The sequence below is a fragment of the Sphingomonas antarctica genome (assembly GCF_965137005.1).
GTDB classification, from domain to species: domain Bacteria; phylum Pseudomonadota; class Alphaproteobacteria; order Sphingomonadales; family Sphingomonadaceae; genus Sphingomonas_O; species Sphingomonas_O antarctica.
The window spans coordinates 43,808-62,248 of sequence record NZ_CBCRXM010000003.1 but is presented as its reverse complement, the minus strand read 5'-3'; the positions used below and the strand labels follow the sequence as shown (position 1 = coordinate 62,248).

The window sequence follows — 18,441 nt, the reverse complement described above, 5'->3', positions numbered from 1 at the left end:
TGGGCTAAGCCTAGGCTCGGGGCATGACCGACAGCATCTTTATCGGCGCGGCCTCGGGCGGCGCTAACCCCCAGGCGCTCCAATTGAAGCGCGCCAACCGCCACGGCCTGATCGCGGGGGCGACCGGGACCGGCAAGACGGTGACGCTGCAGACCATCGTCGAAGGGCTGTCGGCGGCGGGCGTGCCGACCTTCATTGCGGACGTAAAGGGCGATTTGTCAGGCATCGCCATGGCCGGATCGCCGACCGGCAAGAACCACGAAATCTTTGCCGCGCGCGCCGCCGATGTTGGCGACGCGGCGTGGAAATATCACGACAATCCGGTGCAGTTCTGGGACCTGTTCGGCGAACAGGGCCATCCCGTCCGCACGACGGTCAGCGAGATGGGGCCGTTGCTCCTCGCGCGGCTGATGGACTTGAACGACGTTCAGTCGGGCGTGCTCGAAATCGCCTTCCACGTCGCCGACAAGGACGGGCTGCTGCTGCTCGACCTTGACGATCTCGGCGCGATGCTCACCGCCTGTGCCGAACGCGCCGACGAGTTGACGATCACCTACGGCAACGTCTCCAAAATGAGCGTCGGTGCGATCCAGCGCTCGCTGCTCCAATTGCGCAGCCAGGGCGGCGAGCATTTCTTCGGCGAACCCGCGCTCGACCTGCATGACCTGATCGCGCTCGACGATAGCGGGCGCGGCGTGGTGAACATCCTCGCTGCCGACAAATTGATGGCGAGCCCGAAGCTCTACGCCACGTTTCTGTTGTGGTTGCTGAGCGAGCTGTTCGAGACGCTTCCCGAGATTGGCGATCCGGACAAGCCGGTGCTGTGCTTTTTCTTCGACGAGGCGCATCTCCTGTTCGACGATGCGCCAAAGGCATTGCTCGACAAGATCGAACAGGTCGTCCGCCTGATCCGCTCCAAAGGCGTCGGCGTCTATTTCATCACTCAAAACCCCATCGACGTGCCCGATGCCGTCGCGGCGCAACTCAACAACCGCATCCAGCACAAGTTGAACGCCTTCACCCCGCGCGATCAGGCAGCGGTGCGCGCGGCGGCGACGACCTTCCGCGCCAACCCCGATGTCGATGTCGCGACCGTTATCACCGAATTGAAGATCGGTGAGGCGTTGGTTTCGCTGCTTCAGCCCGATGGCTCGCCCGCGCCGGTTCAGCGTACGCTGATCGCGCCGCCGGGCAGCCGCGTCGGACCGATCACGCCCGAAGAGCGCAAGGTCATGATCCAGACCGACGGCATCGGTGCCAAGTACGACGAGGCGATCGACCGCGAATCCGCCGCCGAACTCCTGTCCGCCAAGGCCGGCGAGGCGGCGGCAGCAGCGGCGGCATCCAAAGCGGAAACCGACGCGGCCAAGGCCGCCGCCGAACAGGCCAAGCTCGACGCGCAAACCGCCAAGGCTCAGGCGCAAGCCGCGCTCGCCACCGCGCGCGTGAAGGCCCAGGCCGATGCCGCCGCGGCGCGTGAAGCGGCAGCGGTGGCGCGCGAGGCCGCCAAGCCGTCGCTGGCCGACAAGATGATGCAATCGGCGGCGCGCTCGGTTGCCTCGTCGGTCGGCCGACAGGTTGCCGGGCAACTCGGCGGGCAATTGCTGCGCGGTATTTTGGGCGGACTGTTCAAGGGGCGGTAACAACTGCTGCGCGATTTCGCTGTCCTACACACCTCTTGTTGTGCCAGCCTCGCGGCATGCCGCCGTCCTTGCAACTTGCGCTTGTCGACAAGATGATTGGCACATGTGAATCGTGTGAACCGGCACGACGAAGCGAGCGGGAGGATAAGACATTGGCACATGTGAACCGTGTGAATCGATCCACCGCGCGATGACCATGCTGCCACCCGAAATCGCCGATTCGTTGGTCAGTCCGAAAGCCTATGGCGAGTGGACCGGTCTTCTCGAAAACTTCGCCTGGGCCCGCGACCACGCGCCGGTCGGGCTCGCCGAAGCCGACGGGTTCGACCCATTCTGGGCGGTGACGCGCCATGCTGACATTCTGGAGGTCAGCCGCAACAATGCGCGTTTTGCTTCGGGTATACGCCCCACCGTTCTGACCAACCGGGACGGCGAAAAACTGGCGCGCGCGATTCAGCCCGACGGCCATCTGGTGCGCAGTCTGGTCCAGATGGATGCGCCCGATCACATGAAATACCGGCTGCTGACGCAGAGCTGGTTCATGCCCAAGAATCTGCGCACCATCGAGGCACGGGTGCGCGAGATCGCGCGCGAGACCGTCGATGCGATGCTCGCCGGCCCACGCGAGATCGATTTCGCGCGCGATGTCGCGGCTTTTTATCCGTTACGCGTGATCATGAACGTGCTGGGCGTGCCGCGCGAGGACGAGCCGCGCATGCTGATGCTGACGCAGCAATTATTCGGGTCGACCGATCCCGAACTCAACCGTGCGCGCGCCGCGATCACCTCGGCGGATCAGGCGATTGCGATGCTGCAGCACGTCATCGCCGATTTCTACGGCTATTTCCGCGCGCTGACCGAGAGCCGCCGCGCCGCGCCGCGCGATGACATCGCGACCGTGCTCGCTCAGGCGACGATCAACGGCCAGCCGCTGCCCGACCGCGAGACCAACGATTATTACATGATCGTCGCCACGGCGGGTCACGACACGACCAGCGCGTCGACCGCCGGTGCGATCATGGAACTGGCCAGGTCTCCCGCTTTGTTCGACCGTTATTGCCGGCCCGATGCCGACTTTGCCGGGCTGATCGACGAGGCGATCCGCTGGACCACGCCGGTGCAGCATTTCATGCGCTCGGCGACCGAAGATACCGTGATCGGTGACCAGGCGATCGCGGCGGGCGACTGGCTGATGTTGTGCTATATCAGCGGCAATCGCGATGCGGCGGCGATCGAGCGCCCGGACGAGTTCGATCCGGACCGCAAGCCGAACAACCAGATCGCGTTCGGCTATGGCGCGCATGTCTGCCTCGGTCAGCACCTCGCGCGCATGGAAATGCGCATCCTGTTCGAGGAATTGCTCCCCCGCTTGACCAGCCTTGAACTCACCGGCGAACCGGCGCGGGTCGAGTCGACTTTCGTCGGCGGATTGAAGCGCCTGCCGATCCGCTTCGCTGCGGCCTAAAGCCCCTCGCGCCGGCCGAGCAAACGCAGGCGCAGCGCGTTGAGCTTGATAAAGCCCTCGGCGTCGCGCTGGTCGTAAGCCCCGGCGTCGTCCTCGAACGTGACGATGTCCGCCGAATAGAGATTGTGCTGCACCGGCGACTTGCGCCCCACGACGGTGGCCGAACCCTTGTACAGCTTAAGTCGCACGGTGCCCGTGACGTTCTCCTGACTAAGGTCGATCGCCGCCTGCAGCATCCGCCGCTCGGGCGTGAACCAGAAGCCGTTATAGATCATCTCGGTATAACGAGGCGCCAGTTCGTCCTTGAGGTGCATTGCACCCTTGTCGAGCGTGATGCTCTCCACGCCGCGATGCGCGATGTGGAGGATCGTCCCGCCCGGCGTTTCGTACATCCCGCGCGATTTCATGCCGACGAAACGGTTCTCGACCAGGTCGAGGCGGCCGATACCATGCGTCTTGCCCAGCTCGTTGAGCTTGGCGAGCAGCGATGCTGGCGAATAGCCTTCGCCATCGATCGCCACCGCGTCGCCACGTTCGAAATCGATCGTGATGTATTGCGGTGTGTCCGGCGCTTCCTCCGGACTGTTGGTGCGCGAAAAGACGTATTCGGGAACTTCGGCCCAGGGATCCTCAAGCACTTTGCCTTCCGACGACGTGTGCAGCAGGTTCGCATCGGTCGAAAATGGGGATTCACCACGCTTGTCGCGGGGGATCGGAATCTGGTGCGCCTCGGCAAACGCGATCAGCGCTTCGCGGCTGGTCAAATCCCATTCGCGCCACGGGGCGATGACCTTGATGTCGGGATTGAGCCCATAATAGCCGAGTTCGAAACGGACCTGGTCGTTGCCCTTGCCCGTCGCGCCGTGACTGACCGCATCGGCGCCGACCATCCTGGCGATCTCGATCTGGCGTTTGGCGATCAACGGCCGCGCGATCGACGTGCCGAGGAGATACGTCCCCTCGTACAGCGCGTTGGCGCGCATCATCGGAAACACGTAATCGCGAACGAATTCCTCGCGCAGGTCGTCAATGAAGATATTCTCTTCCTTGACGCCCATCAGCCGCGCCTTCGCCCGCGCCGGTTCCAGTTCTTCGCCCTGGCCGAGGTCGGCGGTGAAGGTGACGACCTCGCAATGATATGTCTGCTGCAGCCATTTGAGGATGACGCTGGTGTCCAGCCCGCCCGAAAATGCCAGCACCACCTTGTTGATTTCTGGCCGCGTCACGTCGCTCATAGTGTCTTCCCGCAATCGAATCAGGCGTGGCCGATAGGGATTGCGGCGCAAGTGCGCCACCTCGTTACGCGTTCAACCGCGATACAGCTTGGCGGCGGCATCTTCGCGCCACAGGATTCGAGGAGCGGAATAATGTTCAAGGCCTTGCTGCTCGCCACTGCGGCGGGACTGACGACATTGGCACTTCCGGCGCTGGCGCAAATGGCCGGCGGACCCGCGGCCGAATGGGCGCGGGCGGTAACGCGGACCCAGGCGGAGCAGGAAGCGCGCGCCGAATTCGCCTTGGCCGACATCAACAAGGATGGGTTCGTCACGCCGGACGAGATTCACGCTGCTGCCGAGACACGCATGGCGGCGCACCGTGCCAGGGCGTTCGACCGGCTCGACACCAATCACGACGGCGCGGTCAGTCGCGAAGAATTCACCGCCCGCCCGGCTGGGCCGGATGGCATGATGGCCGGCCATCCTACGGCGCCGGGTGGTCCCGACCGGATGATGGGTCACCACGTCATGATGATGCATCATGGCGGACCGGGCGCGGGGCATATGATGATGGCCGATGGCGACAAGGACGGTCGTATTTCCCAGGCGGAAGCCGTCAGCGGCGCGCTGAAGCGGTTCGACCTGCTCGACGCCAACCATGACGGCACGGTCACACCCGAAGAGCGTCGCGCGGCGATGCAGGCATGGGCTGCGAAGATGCGTGAACATGGGGGTCGGATGCACGGCGCGCCGATGGGCGACATGCCGCCGCCGCCACCGCCGGCAGGTTGATCAGGCCATCAGGCCGAGGACCAGAAGCAAGGTAATAAATCCTGTGAGGACGATGAACGCTGCAATGAGCAACGCCATCGTCCGCCACAGCGCGGACCGCTTCCTGAGCTGATAGGCACCGCGCAGCTGGATGAACAAGTGCAGCGGGAACAGCGCCAACAGCCAGCCGGTCTGCACCCCGAGCGGCGCGACCAGTGCCATCAGGATCAGCAACAGCATCACCGACGACAACGAATAGGTGACGAACACCGCGTGATCGTAAAGGTGCACGTCGCGGCGGAACGGAAACATCAGCCACATGAACGGCAATGACAAAACGATCATCGCCCAGGCGTATTTATACGCGCTCGATTGCAGCTTGTAGAGCGTCAGCTTGGGGTTTTTGAGGGCTTCGGTGATGCGCTTGTCCGCCTCGGCCGAACCGGTATTGACGTTGAAATCCTTGGCGGCATCGCTCGCGCTGGCTTCGCCGTTAAGATAGTTCTGGCCCTTTTGCATGCCGTCGATGTCGGCTTTTAAAGCCTTGATATGCGCATCGCGCTTATGGGCAGCCTTGGCGTCGGCCGGGACCGGCGTGGCCAGCGCATTCGCCAGGTCGGTGCGTGCCTTGGCGATGTCCACGGCCATGTCGTAATGCATCAGGTCGGAACCATTGCCGACGCGTATCGGGCCGCCAACGCTTTCGAACACCGCGAACGTCAGGAACACGGCGAACAGGAACAGCGCCATCGGTGAGACGAAGCGCGCCCGCTCGCCATGAATATAGCGGCGCGTCAGCTCCCCCGGCTTCCACGCCAGCAATGGGATGGTGCGCCAGATCTTGCCTTCGAAATGGAACACGCCGTGGGCGATTTCGTGACCAATCCCGCCGATCGTGCGATGGACGTGCGCATTCTGGCCACACGCATGGCAATAGCCGCCGATCAGCGTCGTGCCGCAATTGGCACAATGGCCGTGCCCGTCGCCTGCTGCTTCGCCGTGCGACGGTTCGACCGCGCGGCCGAACACCGCGCCGCTTATCGCATCGCCCGCAGCTTCAAATGCCGATGTCATCGCGTCCCGCCAGCCCCTGCGCCGTGAATTGATCCATTGGGTAGGCCGGACAGGGCCATTCGCACAAGCTGGCGTGTGCTCGACGGCATTCCGTCAGACTGAAACGGATTATTTGAGGCGTACCTCGGCCTCACCCAGATAATCGCGCGTGATTGGCAAGGCGTGCCGGTCACGCGCGAATTGCAGCTGGTAATTGCACAACCCGCCATCCTCGAACGCGGTCGCCGCGCCGGCGAGATAGAAGGTCCACATGCGGTAGAAGCGCGCGTCGTACAGCGCCTCGATCTCCGTCTGATGCGCCAGCGTGCGCGCATACCAGGCGCGCAGCGTGAGCGCGTAATGCAGCCGCAGCGTTTCGATATCGGTAGCAATCAGGCGGAACGGCTCGCTCGCCTCGACGATTTCGGAGAGCGCTGGAATATAGCCGCCCGGGAAAATATACTTTTGCGTGAACGCGTCGGTGGTGCCGGGGCTGCCCATGCGGCCGATCGTGTGGATCAGGGCGACGCCGTCTTCGGTGAGCAGATCGTGCACCTTGCTGAAGAATTGGCGGTAATGCGGCGGGCCGACATGTTCGAACATGCCGACCGAAACGATGCGGTCGAAGCGTCCCTGGACACGGCGATAGTCGATCAGTTCGAATTTGACGTGGTCGGCGACGCCCGCTGCGGTGGCGCGTTCGCGGGCGACCCGAAGTTGTTCTTCGGACAGCGTGACGCCCAACACTTCTGCCCCGGTCTTCTGATGCAAATACAGCGCCATGCCGCCCCAGCCGCAACCGATGTCGAGCACGCGCTGACCGGGTTTGAGCGCCAGCTTGGCGGCGATATGCGCCTTTTTGTCGGCCTGCGCCTGTTCAAGGCTGTTGGCGGGGTCGGTGTAGTAAGCGCAGCTGTACTGCAGGTCGGCATCGAGGAAGAGGCGGTAGAGCCGCTCGTCGAGATCGTAATGATGCGCGACATTGGCCTTTGACTTGCGCTCCCAGTTGAGGCGCGAGAGCCGCCCCTTCAGCGCGCCGAACCCGCGGCTGAGCGCCGACGCGTCCTTGATATCGCCACCCTTGTCCCATCGATTGTTGCGGCGGAGCAGGCTGAGCAGATCCATGATGTCGCCGCGCTCGAGGACCAGTCGGCCGTCGATGAACGCCTCTGCTGCGCCGAGGCGGGGGTGCGTGGCGATGTAGCGGCCGACGCCCGCATCGGTGAAGCGCACCGCGACATCGGGCCAGCCGGGTTCGGCTGTGCCAAAGCTGCGCGTTCCGTTGGTATCGGTGAGGGTCAGGGTGCCGCGCTTAACTCCGCGCGAGAGGAACGTGTCGATCAGGGCCATGATATAGTTTTAGCAGCTAAACCCCGGCATACCATTCGTATCCGGAGTTATCCTCCCACGTCCCGCCCTTGCCGCCGCGGATGTTCTTGAGGCTCGCGACAGCTTCGATGCGCTGAACATATTTGGCGTGCTTATAGCCCAATTGACGCTCGATCCGCATCCGCACCGGCGCGCCATTTTGCACCGGGATCGGGCCATCGTTGATCGCATAGGCAAGGATCGTCTGCGGATGCGCCGCGTCGACGCGGTCGATCGATTCATAATAAGGCGCGCCATTGCCCATCATGTCGGCGCACCAGAACACGATGTAATTGGCTTGGGGCAGGATGCCCGCACGATCGAGCAGGAATTTCAGCGGCACACCTGTCCATTTGGCGATCGCCGACCAGCCCTCGACGCAGTCGTGACGGGTAATCTGGCTGCGGCTGGGCATTTGCCGCAACTGGCCGAGCGCGACCTGCATCGGTCGCGCCACCAGCCCGTCGATGACGACGTTCCAGTCGGCGAAATCGGCCGCGACATGGCTTGCATAGGCGGCCCCGACCGGCATGCGCGTCCCATTCGCGCGGAAAATCGGCGAGCGCTGGTTTGGCGCATATTCGCGGGCCAGCGCGGTGCGATCCTGCAACAGCCGCTGAAACCCGAAATTGGCTTTCTCGCCGGTCGACAGAAGATCGAGAAATTTGGGATTGTTGGACAGCTTGTCGCAGCCGCCGAGCAGGCTGGCACCGCCGGCCACGGCGCCGGTCACCAAGGCACGCCGTGTGATGATCCCGGTCATGCCAATGGCCTATCGTGTGATCGCGTATCGTACCAGCCGGTGACCATCGAGCGGATCTCGTTCCATGGCCCCGCCAGCACGACCAAGGCGAGATGGACGACAATGAACCCGGCAATCCCGGACATGGCCACAAAGTGCAGCGACCGCGCCGTCGACCGCCCGCCGAACAGCGCCGTCAAATGCGTGACGGCATCGAAGCCCGGCGACAGCGCGAGGCCGGTGAGGATGACCAGCGGGAACAATACGAACAACGTGCCGCCATAAGCGATCTTCTGCAGCGGGTTATACGCCACCGCGCCGTCGCCATGCGCGAAGCGTAAGCGGGCGTGATCCTTGATATCCTGCCACAAATGGCGCGGCGCGACGTCGGCGCGGGTCAGTGCCACGTCGCGCTGGATATGCCGGTTGATCAGCCCGACAACGATATAAGCGAGCAGCCCGAACGCAAAGACCCAGGCGAAGAACAAATGCCAGTGCCGCCCGATCGCCAAGCTGTAGCCGGACGGAATGGTGATCCACGCTGGAAATGTCGGCGGGTTGAACCACGGCTGGTCGAGGTTCGCGCCGAACTCACCCCAATATAAATGTGGATGTGCGTTGGAGATCATCAATCCCGACATGACCATGCAGATCACAGCGACGGCATTTACCCAATGCCATACGCGCGTGAACAGGCGGTGGCGGTAAACGAAGTTGCCGTCGCTCATTCGGTCATCCCCTAGATACGCCGCGCCGCGACGATCGGTCCGCCTTTGCCATTCTGTATCAGCACCACCCGCTCTAGGCCAGCGACGCGCGGCGGCAGCGGCGCCTTCAAAACCAGCCCGCGATATTCGCCGACAGGTGTTAGTGCGCGAACGACGTTGCGGTGGATCAAGGTACGGCCACCATTTTCGCCAGCCGCGATGGGGACTGGAATCCGGCGCGGGTCATAGTCCACGATCCATACGGTCCCCGAAAGGCTCGCTTGGGCCGCGATGGCCAATGTTGCGCCTTGGGCTGCGATGGCCGGCTGACTGGCCAGCCGGTTCTGGGCAATCGCCTGATTGACCTGCGCCTCGTTGCTGCCGACGATCGCCCGACCACCGTTGACGATGAGTTGCGGGGTGGAGACATTACCGCGCCGCGCGGCGTGCGAATAATCCCACTGGCGCTGAGTAAAAGCGGGTTTAGCGAAACGGTCTTTCCAGCCGAGCTGATCCCAATAGGTCACTGCGAAATTGAGCGCGATGACGTCCGCCCGGTTGGCCTCGACATCGAGCACCGCGAGAGCGGGCGGGCAGCTGGAGCAACCCTGGCTCTGATACAGTTCGATGACCGTCAGACCCGGCGGGTTGGCCGGGCGAGCCGGCTGGGATTGCGCCTGACAAGCGGCGAGTGTGCCCAGCAGGGCGATGAGAGAGGTGAGGCGCATATGCAGAGATACGCGCGATGACGCGATCCGGTTACGCATAGGCGCGCCAGAAAAACACGCCGGTCGTGACGCCGGTTACCAGCAACGTCCAAACCCGCACCGCGCCGTGCGGCAATCGCTTGCCCAGCCGCGCGCCAACCCAGCCGCCGATGACTGCGCCGAGCAGCATCGGCAGGCACGCCGCCCATCGCACCATGCCGAACGCGATGAACACCATCGCCGCGGCAAGGTTGGCGACGGCCAGCATCAATGTCCGCGGCGCGAATAGCTGTCGTGGATGTGCGCCGGAGAGCAGGCCGTAGACCGCCGTCGTGATCAGCCCGACGCCACCGCCGAAATAGCCGCCATAGATGCCGAGCAAAGCCTGCACGGACTTGAGCGTTCGGGCCCCAATGGTTACCCGCTGGTTGAGCCACGCCGATGCGCTGCGTCCGAACGCCATTACGAAAAACGCGAACAGCAACAGCCACGGAATGATCAGGTCGAATGCGCGGGTAGGCGTGAGGACAAGCAGCACGCTGCCGATGAGCCCGCCAGCAAACGTGATTGCGGCCAATGTGCGGATCGAAATGCCGCCAAGAGGTTCGAGTTCATCGCGATAGGCCCATGCACTGGTCCCCGCACCGGGCAGCAGCGCAACATTGCTCGTCGCATTGGCGATGTTCGCGGGCAGGCCGAGCGCGATCAATGCGGGCAACGTGGCGAACGTGCCGCCGCCTGCTAGTGCATTCATCGCGCCGCCAATGATACCGGCGGAGAAGGCCAAAGCGAGGTCGTCAACGTTCATCAATGCCGCCGATACACAAAATGCCGTTGCGATGCGCGCACGGGTTCGCGAGAGCGGCATTCGTGAATGTGCTCGACCGCTATCGCCAACTCGTCGCTTCGGGTGAATTGCGCCCCGACGTCGCACAGGAACAGGCCGCGGCGCGGCTGGCGAGCGTCCAGACGCAATTGGAGGCCGTGCCCAAGCGCGGCAGCGTGTTGTGGCGGTTGACCGGTCGTCGGGCAGAATCGGTTCGCGGTCTTTATCTCTGGGGCGGTGTTGGCCGGGGCAAGTCCATGCTGATGGATTTGTTCGTTCAATGCCTCGACATCGACCGCAAGCGCCGCGTGCATTTCCACGAATTCATGCTCGAGGTGCACCAGCGCCTGCGGGTCGAGCGCGCAAAGGAGATAGGCGATCCGATCGCGCCCGTCGTCGCGGCGCTGGCAGACGAGGCGCGCTGCCTCGCATTCGACGAAATGGTCGTCAACAACATGGCCGATGCCGCGATCATGTCCCGGCTGTTCACCGGGTTAATCGCAGCGGGTGTGACCATTGTGACAACGTCCAACCGCGCGCCGTCGGGGCTGTATAAAGACGGGCTCAACCGACAGTTGTTCCTGCCGTTCATCGCGCTGATCGAGGCATCTCTCGACGTGATGCCGCTCGACGGGCCGACCGATTACCGCATGGAACGGCTGGCGGGGGTCGAGAGCTGGCATGTCCCCAACGGCCCCGAGGCGACGGCCAAGGTCCGCGAGGCGTTTTTCCGGCTGACCGATTTCGAGCCCGAGGATGCGGCGCATGTTCCCTCCGCCGATCTTGACCTGGGCGGCGGGCGGATGCTGCACGTTCCCAAGAGTTTGAAGGGCGTGGCCGTGTTCAGCTTCAAAAAGCTATGCGGCGAGGCGCGCGGAGCGAGTGATTACCTCACCATCGCGCGGCGGTATCACAGCGTGATCCTGGTCGGCATTCCGCGCCTCGGCCCGGAAAGCCGCAACGAAGCGGCAAGGTTCGTCACGCTGATCGACACGTTGTACGAACATAACGTCAAGCTGATCGCGACGGCGGATGCCGTGCCCGAAGACCTGTATATCGCGGGCGACGGCAAATTCGAGTTCGAGCGGACGACCAGCCGCCTGCACGAGATGGCGTCGGACGAATACCTCGCGCGGGGGCATGGCGCGTGAGCCTCGATCCCGAACGCATCCCCGTCCTCGCGGGCGTCGGACAGATCAACGACCGCGAGGATCGGCTCGATCCCGGCGAAATGATGATCGAGGCGTTGCGGCGCGCGGAGTACGATGCGGGCGCGCGGGTGCTAGCCGATGCGGACAGCCTGTCGGTCGTGACGCAGATTGCCTGGCCCGATCTGGGCGATCTGTCGCCGCGCATTGCGGACGCCGTCGGTATGACCGGCAGTGCGCGGCAATCGAAATTGCCGCATGGCGATACCCCGATCCGCTACCTCAACGACGCCGCCGATGCGATCCAGCGCGGCGAAAGCCGTATCGCGCTGGTAACGGGCGGCGAGGCGCTGCGCACGGCGCGCAAGCGCGTCAATGTCGACCCGGTGCGGGCGCGGCGGCGCGAAGGGCATCCGACTTATGCCCAGCAATATGGCTTGGTCGCGCCGGTCGATGTTTATCCGCTTTACGAAAATGCCTGTCGCGCAGCATGGGGCCAGACGCTCGCCGAAGCGCAGGGGGAGTCTGGCGCGATCTGGGCGGGGATGTCCGAAGTCGCGGCGGCGAACGAGGCGGCTTGGCTGCGAACGGCGGTCAGCGCGGCTGAGGTCATCATGCCATCGCTCGCCAACCGACCGATCGCCTTTCCCTACACCAAGCTGCAGGTCGCCAATTCGAGCGTGAACCAAGGCGCGGGATTCATCGTCACGAGCCTCGCCGAAGCGCGGCGGCGCGGGGTCGCGGAGCAATTGCTGGTGTTCGTTGGCGACGGCGCAGCGGCGAAGGAGCCGTCGGACATTTTGGCACGCGATCGCTACGATTTCAGCGTCAGTATGGCGTCGTCGATCGGCGCAACGCTGGCGGCGAATACGCTCGATGCGTTCGACCATGTCGAGCTGTACAGCTGTTTTCCCTGCGTTCCAAAAATGGCGCGGCGGATCGTCCATTGGCCGCTCGAAAAGCCCGCCAGTGTCGTCGGTGGGCTGACCTTTGGCGGCGGGCCGATCGGCAACTATATGAGTCACGCGGTCGCCGCGATGACGCTCAAGCTGCGCGGCGGGGGCACGGGATTTCTGTTCGCCAATGGCGGCTTTGCGACCGAAAACCATTGTATCGCGCTCGCCGGCCGCCCGTTCGAGCGACGGCGCGGCGGCTATGATGTCCAGGCCGAAGCGGATGGCGCGCGCGGCGCGATACCCTTGCTTGACGAGGACTACCGTGGCCCGGCGAGTATCGAAACCTGCACCGTTTTCTACGATCGCGATGGCGAACCACGTGGCGGCGTCGTTGTGGCACGAACCGGTGCGGGTGCGCGGACCTTGGCGCGCATCGATCGCGCCGATGGCGATCTGATCGCCTGGTTGACCAGCGGTACGGGTGAGCCGGTCGGCCAATTCGGCACAATCACCGGCGAAGACCGCCATTGGAGAATGACATGACGCTCTACGGCTATTGGCGTTCGACCGCGTCGTGGCGCGTGCGGCTGGGTCTGACGATCAAAGGCGTGCCGTTCGATACGGTCCCGATTCATCTGGGTCAGGGCGCGCAGCTCGAAGGTGGGTTCCAGGCAGTCAATCCTCAGGGTTTTGTTCCGGCCCTCACACTCGATGACGGGACGACATTGACGCAAAGTCTGGCGATTCTCGAATGGTTGGAAGAAACACATCCCGAACCCGCCTTGCTTCCCGCCGATCCGATCGCCCGCGCGCAGGTCCGTGCCGTTGCCGAGGTGATCGCCTGCGACGTGCACCCGGTGCAGAACCTGAAAGTCCTCAAAATGCTTCGCGCACTGGGACAGGATCAGGACGGGATCGACGCCTGGGCGGCGCGGATCATCGAGGACGGGCTCGAAGCGTGTGACGCGCTGATCGCCGGGCAAGAGGGGCCGTTCTGCTTCGGCGACAAAGTAACGATGGCCGATGTGTTGCTGGTCCCGCAATTGTCGAATGCGCGGCGTTTCGGGGCGGAATTGCGCTGGCCGCGGATCCTGGAGATTGAGGCGGCGTGCGCCGAACTACCAGCGTTCAAAGCGGCGGCGCCAGAAGCCCAGCCGGATTTTGTACCCTAACCGTCGCTGACTCGCTCGATATCCGCGCCGACGGCGGACAGCTTCTCCTCAAGCCGTTCGTAACCCCGATCGAGGTGATAGACGCGGCTGACTTTCGTTTCTCCCTCTGCGGCGAGGCCAGCGATGATCAGGCTCATCGAGGCGCGCAGGTCGGTCGCCATGACTTGTGCACCGGTCAGACCATCGACGCCATGGACGGTCGCGCTGCGTCCGTTGACGGTGATGTCCGCGCCCATTCGCGCCAATTCGGGGACGTGCATGTAGCGATTTTCGAAGATGGTTTCGGTCAAATGACTTTCACCCGATGCCAGCGTCAGCATCGCCATAAATTGCGCCTGCATATCGGTGGCAAACCCCGGGTAGGGCAGGGTTTCGAGGTCGATCGGGCTTAGCTGGCCATCCGACGAGACATGGATTGAACTGCCTTCGACGCGGACGTCGGCACCGGCCAATTTGAGCGCGTCGAGCGTCGCGCCCATTTCGCTGGCGTCGGCGTTGGTCAGCTCGATCGCTCCGCCGGTCAGCGCGACGGCGCAGGCATAGCTGCCCGCCTCGATCCGGTCGGGCATGACGGCATAGGTCGCCCCATGCAGCCGGTCGACGCCTTCAATAGTCAGAGTCGATGTGCCGATCCCGTCGATTTTCGCGCCCATGCGGACGAGGCAGTTGCACAGATCGACAATCTCGGGCTCGCGCGCTGCGTTTTCGATGACGCAGGTGCCCTTGGCGCGGACGGCAACCATCAAAGCGTTCTCGGTTGCGCCAACGCTGACCACCGGGAACACCATCGTTCCGCCCGGCACGCGTCCACCGGGGGCCGAGACCTTCACATAGCCCGCGGCCATTTCGACATTCGCGCCGAACGCTTCGAGCGCCTTCAAATGCAGGTCGATCGGGCGGTTGCCGATCGCGCAGCCGCCGGGGAGTGACACGGTCGCTTCACCCATCCGCGCGACCAGCGGTCCAAGCACGAGGATCGACGCGCGCATCTTGCGAACGATGTCATAGGGCGCGGTCGTGGCGGTGACCCGCCCGGCGCGCGCGGTCATCACCCGCCCGAAATCCTCGGGCCGGGCACCCTCAATCATCGTCGAGACACCAAGCTGATTGAGCAAATGCCCAAAACTGTCGACATCGGCGAGGCGCGGCAGATTGCGCAGCGTCAGTGGTTCGTCGGTCAGCAGCGCGCAGGGCAGCAAGGTCAGCGCACTGTTCTTGGCCCCCGAAATCGGAATGCGGCCATTGAGGCGGTTGCCGCCGCGGATGTGGATACGGTCCATCGTCCAGCGTTGTAGCGGGCGCGAACGACTGGTCCAGTCTGCCCGTTACTCCTCAAATGATTTGCATCAATTTACGGATTATGGGCGTAGGGTATGGCGCTGCAAACTCAAACGTCGCCGATGCCGCGACGTTTGCGGGAAGGGGCGCGTCGCATGTTGGAGAAGTTCCTCGCCGGTCGCCGTCGCGGCGAATTAAGCGACGGCGAACTCGCCGCGCTGGAAGCGTCGGTCGATGCCATCGTCGAGTTTCCGGCCCGCCAGATCATCGTGCCGCATGGCAAGCGGGTCGAGACTTGCATGTTGCTGCTTGAGGGGTTCATGACGCGCTATATGGATGGCGCGGATGGGGAGCGGCAATTGGTTGCGCTGCACGTTCCTGGTGACTTCGTCGATCTGCATTCGTTTCCGTTGCGCGTGCTCGATCACGATGTCGGGTCGATGACGCCGGTCAAGGTTGCCAGGTTTACGCATGAAGCGATCGAGCGTCTGATCGTCGAATTTCCCAATCTCGCGCGTCAAATGTGGTTCTCGACATTGCTCGACGCCGCGATGCACCGCGAATGGATTTTCCGGCTGGGCCGTCTCGGCGCATCAGGCCGCGTGGCCCATTTGTTCGCGGAAACCGAGCGGCGGCTGCGCATGGTCGGGCTGAGCGAAGGACGCAGCTTTGCGCTGCCCCTCCAGCAAAGCGACATTGCCTCGGCGTGCGGCATCACCCCGGTGCATACCAACCGTGTGTTGCGCGACCTGCGCGAGCGCAATGTGGTAACCTTTTCGCGCGGCACGGTGCGGATTCTCGATTTGGCGCAATTGCACCGCGAAGCCGAGTTCGATGATGGATACCTCTACCCTTCGGATCGTTAAAAGCGTCGGAGGTTGGTAATGGAAACGACGATCGATGAACCCTTCCACGTCCATGGCGCGGGCGGTTTTGTCACTTTGAATGGCCCGGACGGGCTGGTTGCAACCATGTCGGCGGAAATCGCGCAGCAAAGCGCCGAACTACTGCTGCAGGCCGCAGAACAGGCGCGCATATCCGACGAACACGCCAGCGAGGAATCGCGTTAGGCGGTTACGCTTTTTCCAGCGTGCATTGCAGTGGGTGTTGATTTTCGCGCGCGAAATCCATCACTTGCGTCACCTTGGTTTCCGCCACTTCGTATGTGAATGTGCCGCACACCCCGACGCCGCGTTGGTGAACATGCAGCATGACACGCGTCGCATCCTCCATGCTCAGGCGGAAAAACTGCTGCAGGCACAACACGACGAACTCCATCGGCGTGTAATCGTCGTTGAGCATCAGCACTTTATATTGCGCCGGTTCCTTGGTCTTGGCACGCGTGCGCGTGGCCAGCCCCACGCCGGTGCCGTCCTTGTCGTCGCTGCGGCGTCTGTCGTTCATCGTGATCATCACGCCGGAAGATAAGGCGTCACCACGGGTGCGGGCAAGGTCCGATGGCAAAGATTGTGACACGGCGCCCCGGCGATCAGCATAGCGGCGCTTGCAACCAATTGTGCGTCACATTTAATAAGGCTCGCAACCGGGGGAGATTTTTTGTGAAGACCATCGTCGCCGCGACTGCTTTGATGTTTAGCGTGCCCAGCCTGGCTGCCGACCGCCCGGCTATCCGCTCCTCATCCGATCTGCCCCCCGTGCGTTTTGCGTTCAGCCAGCCGCCCAGCGAGGTTATGGCGACGCCGGCGTTTCTCGCCATGCTGCCTGCGTTGCGCAAGGAAGGCGAGCGCGTGCTGCGCGATTACGACGTGCAGGACACGCAGCTGCGTGGTCAGATCGTCATCGGCCTCGCCGCTGTGGCGATCCTGGATGAGCGCAAAGACGACGCGGTGCGCCTGATCGCCGAATACCGCGCGATGCAGACCAAACCGCAAACCAAGCGGCTGGGTGCGCTCAGCACCGACCTGGCGACCGTGCAGATTGGCGTGCCTGACAATAGGCGCTGCGATGTGGCTGCGACGCATATGACCGATATTCTCGCGGGGGCCGATCCGGCGGTTGTTCGCGACCAGTTTCTCAGCACATTCGGCGCGCTGCAGGTCGCCAGCGTTCCCTATTTCGCGGGTACGGCCGTTGGCCGGCTCGATCCGCCTGCCCGCCAGCGCGGCTCGCTCAACGTGGCGCAGGGTCTTACTCTCGCATTATGGCGCGTCGGGGCGACGGCTTTGCCGCCCTGTCGCGCGCAATTCGTGGCTGCGGGGCGCGCGTGGCTTGATGCGCCGGCCAACAGGCCGATCGATATCTGGCCGCAGCGTCAGCCCGAGGCGTCGGCGTTCGTCACCGCCAAGCCGGTTGTCGTTGCAGTATGGGATTCGGGATATGACGGCACGCTGTTCCCCGGGCAGTTGGCGCACGATCCGGCAGAGCCGCTCGACGGGCGCGACAATGACGGCAATGGCGTCGCGGACGATTGGAACGGCCCGACCTACGACATTGCGCTTCGACCGCGCACCAGTTCGATCATGCTGCCGAGTAAGTTCCTTCGATCCCGCATGGCGGCGCAGATGGCGTTCGACAAAGGCGAACTCGATTTGCGCTTCGGTTTCGACACACCAGAGGCTGTTTTGTTTGCGGAGCGCGGGCGCAACGCCAACACGTCGGACCAAGGCGACGATGTCAACGCCGGGCAGGAAAATGGTGGCCGCAATCATGGCACCGCCTGCGCCAGCGAGATCGCCGACGAGGCGCCGTATGTCCGACTATACAATCTGGCCGCGCTGCCTTGGGGCTTTGGCGAGAACAAGCTGCCGTTGGCCTATGACGAGGCGGTGGTTGCGCGCTGGGCCGATGCGATCAAGCGTTCGGGGCCGCGGATGCGCGGGACCGACGTCCGCGTGGTCAGCATGAGCTGGGGCCTGACCGCCGACGAAATCACGCAGCAATTGCTCGATCTCGGGGTGGAAACCGATCAGGCAAAGGCCAAGATGCGCGGCATTGCGATGCAGAAGACCATTGCCGATGCATTAGGCGATCTCATGCGATCGTCGCCGAACATACTGTTCGTCGTTGCTGCCGGTAACAGCAATCAGGCCGACGATATTCAGGCCGATGCGACCGAGAAGTTCCAGCTGCCCAACCTGATGCATATCGGGGCGACGGGCACGAATGGGCGTCCCACGTCGTTCACGGTGTTCGGCAAGAGCGTGGATCTTTATGCGCAAGGCGAGGCGGTCAAACTGCGTTGGCCCGGCGATATCGTGGTGCACGAATCGGGTACCTCGATGGCCGCGCCTTTGGTCGCGCGTGCCGCCGCCCAGATGTTGGCGGTCAAACCAACCCTGACCGCGGCGCAGGTGAAGGACGGGCTGCTGGGGAGTGCTTCGGAGGGGGATCAAGGGCTCAAGCTGTTATACCCCAAGGCTGCAGTGGCCTGGGCTTCGAACCATTAGGCTGCGAGGCAAAGAAAAAGGGCCGCGCGGATTGCTCCGCA

Annotated in this window: 18 protein-coding genes; 9 read left to right on the top strand and 9 right to left on the bottom strand. The window is 63.5% G+C overall.

All coding sequences use genetic code 11. The features are described from left to right. Positions 1 to 23: 23 nt before the first annotated feature. The gene (locus ACM9ME_RS04035; RefSeq protein WP_415642154.1) at positions 24 to 1,643 is read left to right on the top strand and encodes a helicase HerA-like domain-containing protein; all 1,620 of its coding nucleotides are present in this window, start codon (positions 24 to 26) and stop codon (positions 1,641 to 1,643) included. Positions 1,644 to 1,833: 190 nt separating this feature from the next. After that, positions 1,834 to 3,108: a cytochrome P450 gene (locus ACM9ME_RS04030; protein ID WP_415642153.1), complete on the top strand. Its 1,275-nt coding sequence runs from the start codon at positions 1,834 to 1,836 to the stop codon at positions 3,106 to 3,108. Here the strand turns inward: ACM9ME_RS04030 and ACM9ME_RS04025 are convergent. Continuing rightward, positions 3,105 to 4,343 (bottom strand): argininosuccinate synthase, encoded by a 1,239-nt coding sequence (locus ACM9ME_RS04025; protein ID WP_415642152.1) that lies wholly within the window; start codon positions 4,341 to 4,343, stop codon positions 3,105 to 3,107. The two genes, ACM9ME_RS04030 and ACM9ME_RS04025, sit on opposite strands and share 4 nt — an antisense overlap. Positions 4,344 to 4,475: 132 nt before the next feature. Here ACM9ME_RS04025 and ACM9ME_RS04020 point away from each other — a divergent pair, with 132 nt between their 5' ends. Next, positions 4,476 to 5,117: an EF-hand domain-containing protein gene (locus ACM9ME_RS04020; RefSeq protein ID WP_415642151.1), complete on the top strand. Its 642-nt coding sequence runs from the start codon at positions 4,476 to 4,478 to the stop codon at positions 5,115 to 5,117. Here the strand turns inward: ACM9ME_RS04020 and ACM9ME_RS04015 are convergent, their stop codons facing one another. The 6 genes from ACM9ME_RS04015 to ACM9ME_RS03990 form a co-directional block, all read right to left on the bottom strand. Further along, entirely contained in the window at positions 5,118 to 6,170 is a 1,053-nt protein-coding gene (locus ACM9ME_RS04015; RefSeq protein WP_415642150.1) for a DUF3667 domain-containing protein, read from the bottom strand. Positions 6,171 to 6,278: 108 nt separating this feature from the next. After that, entirely contained in the window at positions 6,279 to 7,499 is a 1,221-nt protein-coding gene (locus tag ACM9ME_RS04010; RefSeq protein WP_415642149.1) for a class I SAM-dependent methyltransferase, read from the bottom strand. Positions 7,500 to 7,515: 16 nt separating this feature from the next. Continuing rightward, positions 7,516 to 8,280, bottom strand: a complete 765-nt coding sequence (locus ACM9ME_RS04005) for a molybdopterin-dependent oxidoreductase (RefSeq protein ID WP_415642148.1) — start codon at positions 8,278 to 8,280, stop codon at positions 7,516 to 7,518. After that, on the bottom strand, positions 8,277 to 8,987 hold the full coding sequence (locus tag ACM9ME_RS04000; protein ID WP_415642147.1) for a cytochrome b/b6 domain-containing protein: 711 nt from the start codon (positions 8,985 to 8,987) through the stop codon (positions 8,277 to 8,279). The genes ACM9ME_RS04005 and ACM9ME_RS04000 overlap by 4 nt, the downstream gene beginning before the upstream one ends. 11 nt (positions 8,988 to 8,998) lie before the next feature. Continuing rightward, positions 8,999 to 9,694, bottom strand: coding sequence for a DUF1223 domain-containing protein (locus ACM9ME_RS03995; RefSeq protein ID WP_415642146.1), 696 nt, complete (start codon positions 9,692 to 9,694; stop codon positions 8,999 to 9,001). A 31-nt stretch (positions 9,695 to 9,725) separates the two neighbouring features. Beyond that, positions 9,726 to 10,481: a sulfite exporter TauE/SafE family protein gene (locus tag ACM9ME_RS03990; RefSeq protein ID WP_415642145.1), complete on the bottom strand. Its 756-nt coding sequence runs from the start codon at positions 10,479 to 10,481 to the stop codon at positions 9,726 to 9,728. Between the two features lie 62 nt (positions 10,482 to 10,543). Here ACM9ME_RS03990 and zapE point away from each other — a divergent pair, with 62 nt between their 5' ends. From zapE to maiA, 3 genes are read left to right on the top strand one after another with little or no spacing between them, the layout of a single operon-like run. After that, positions 10,544 to 11,650 carry a cell division protein ZapE gene (gene zapE, locus ACM9ME_RS03985; RefSeq protein WP_415642144.1) on the top strand — a complete coding sequence of 369 codons (1,107 nt, stop codon included), beginning with the start codon at positions 10,544 to 10,546 and terminating at the stop codon, positions 11,648 to 11,650. Continuing rightward, complete coding sequence (locus tag ACM9ME_RS03980; RefSeq protein WP_415642143.1) at positions 11,647 to 13,086, top strand: acetyl-CoA acetyltransferase; 1,440 nt, start codon at positions 11,647 to 11,649, stop codon at positions 13,084 to 13,086. The genes zapE and ACM9ME_RS03980 overlap by 4 nt, the downstream gene beginning before the upstream one ends. Beyond that, complete coding sequence (maiA, locus tag ACM9ME_RS03975) at positions 13,083 to 13,715, top strand: maleylacetoacetate isomerase (RefSeq protein WP_415642142.1); 633 nt, start codon at positions 13,083 to 13,085, stop codon at positions 13,713 to 13,715. The genes ACM9ME_RS03980 and maiA overlap by 4 nt, the downstream gene beginning before the upstream one ends. On the opposite strand, the gene murA is transcribed toward maiA, so the two are convergent. Continuing rightward, positions 13,712 to 14,995 carry a UDP-N-acetylglucosamine 1-carboxyvinyltransferase gene (gene murA, locus ACM9ME_RS03970; RefSeq protein WP_415642141.1) on the bottom strand — a complete coding sequence of 428 codons (1,284 nt, stop codon included), beginning with the start codon at positions 14,993 to 14,995 and terminating at the stop codon, positions 13,712 to 13,714. The genes maiA and murA overlap by 4 nt on opposite strands. A gap of 153 nt (positions 14,996 to 15,148) precedes the next feature. On the opposite strand from murA, the gene ACM9ME_RS03965 reads away from it, so the two are divergent. After that, complete coding sequence (locus tag ACM9ME_RS03965) at positions 15,149 to 15,859, top strand: Crp/Fnr family transcriptional regulator (RefSeq protein ID WP_415642140.1); 711 nt, start codon at positions 15,149 to 15,151, stop codon at positions 15,857 to 15,859. An 18-nt stretch (positions 15,860 to 15,877) separates the two neighbouring features. Continuing rightward, entirely contained in the window at positions 15,878 to 16,063 is a 186-nt protein-coding gene (locus tag ACM9ME_RS03960; protein ID WP_415642139.1) for a hypothetical protein, read from the top strand. Positions 16,064 to 16,067: 4 nt separating this feature from the next. Here the strand turns inward: ACM9ME_RS03960 and clpS are convergent, their stop codons facing one another. Next, a complete protein-coding gene (gene clpS / locus ACM9ME_RS03955; RefSeq protein WP_415642138.1) occupies positions 16,068 to 16,397 on the bottom strand; it encodes an ATP-dependent Clp protease adapter ClpS in 330 nt (109 codons plus the stop codon). A gap of 155 nt (positions 16,398 to 16,552) precedes the next feature. Here clpS and ACM9ME_RS03950 point away from each other — a divergent pair, with 155 nt between their 5' ends. Continuing rightward, positions 16,553 to 18,400, top strand: a complete 1,848-nt coding sequence (locus ACM9ME_RS03950) for a S8 family serine peptidase (RefSeq protein WP_415642137.1) — start codon at positions 16,553 to 16,555, stop codon at positions 18,398 to 18,400. Positions 18,401 to 18,441 lie beyond the last annotated feature (41 nt).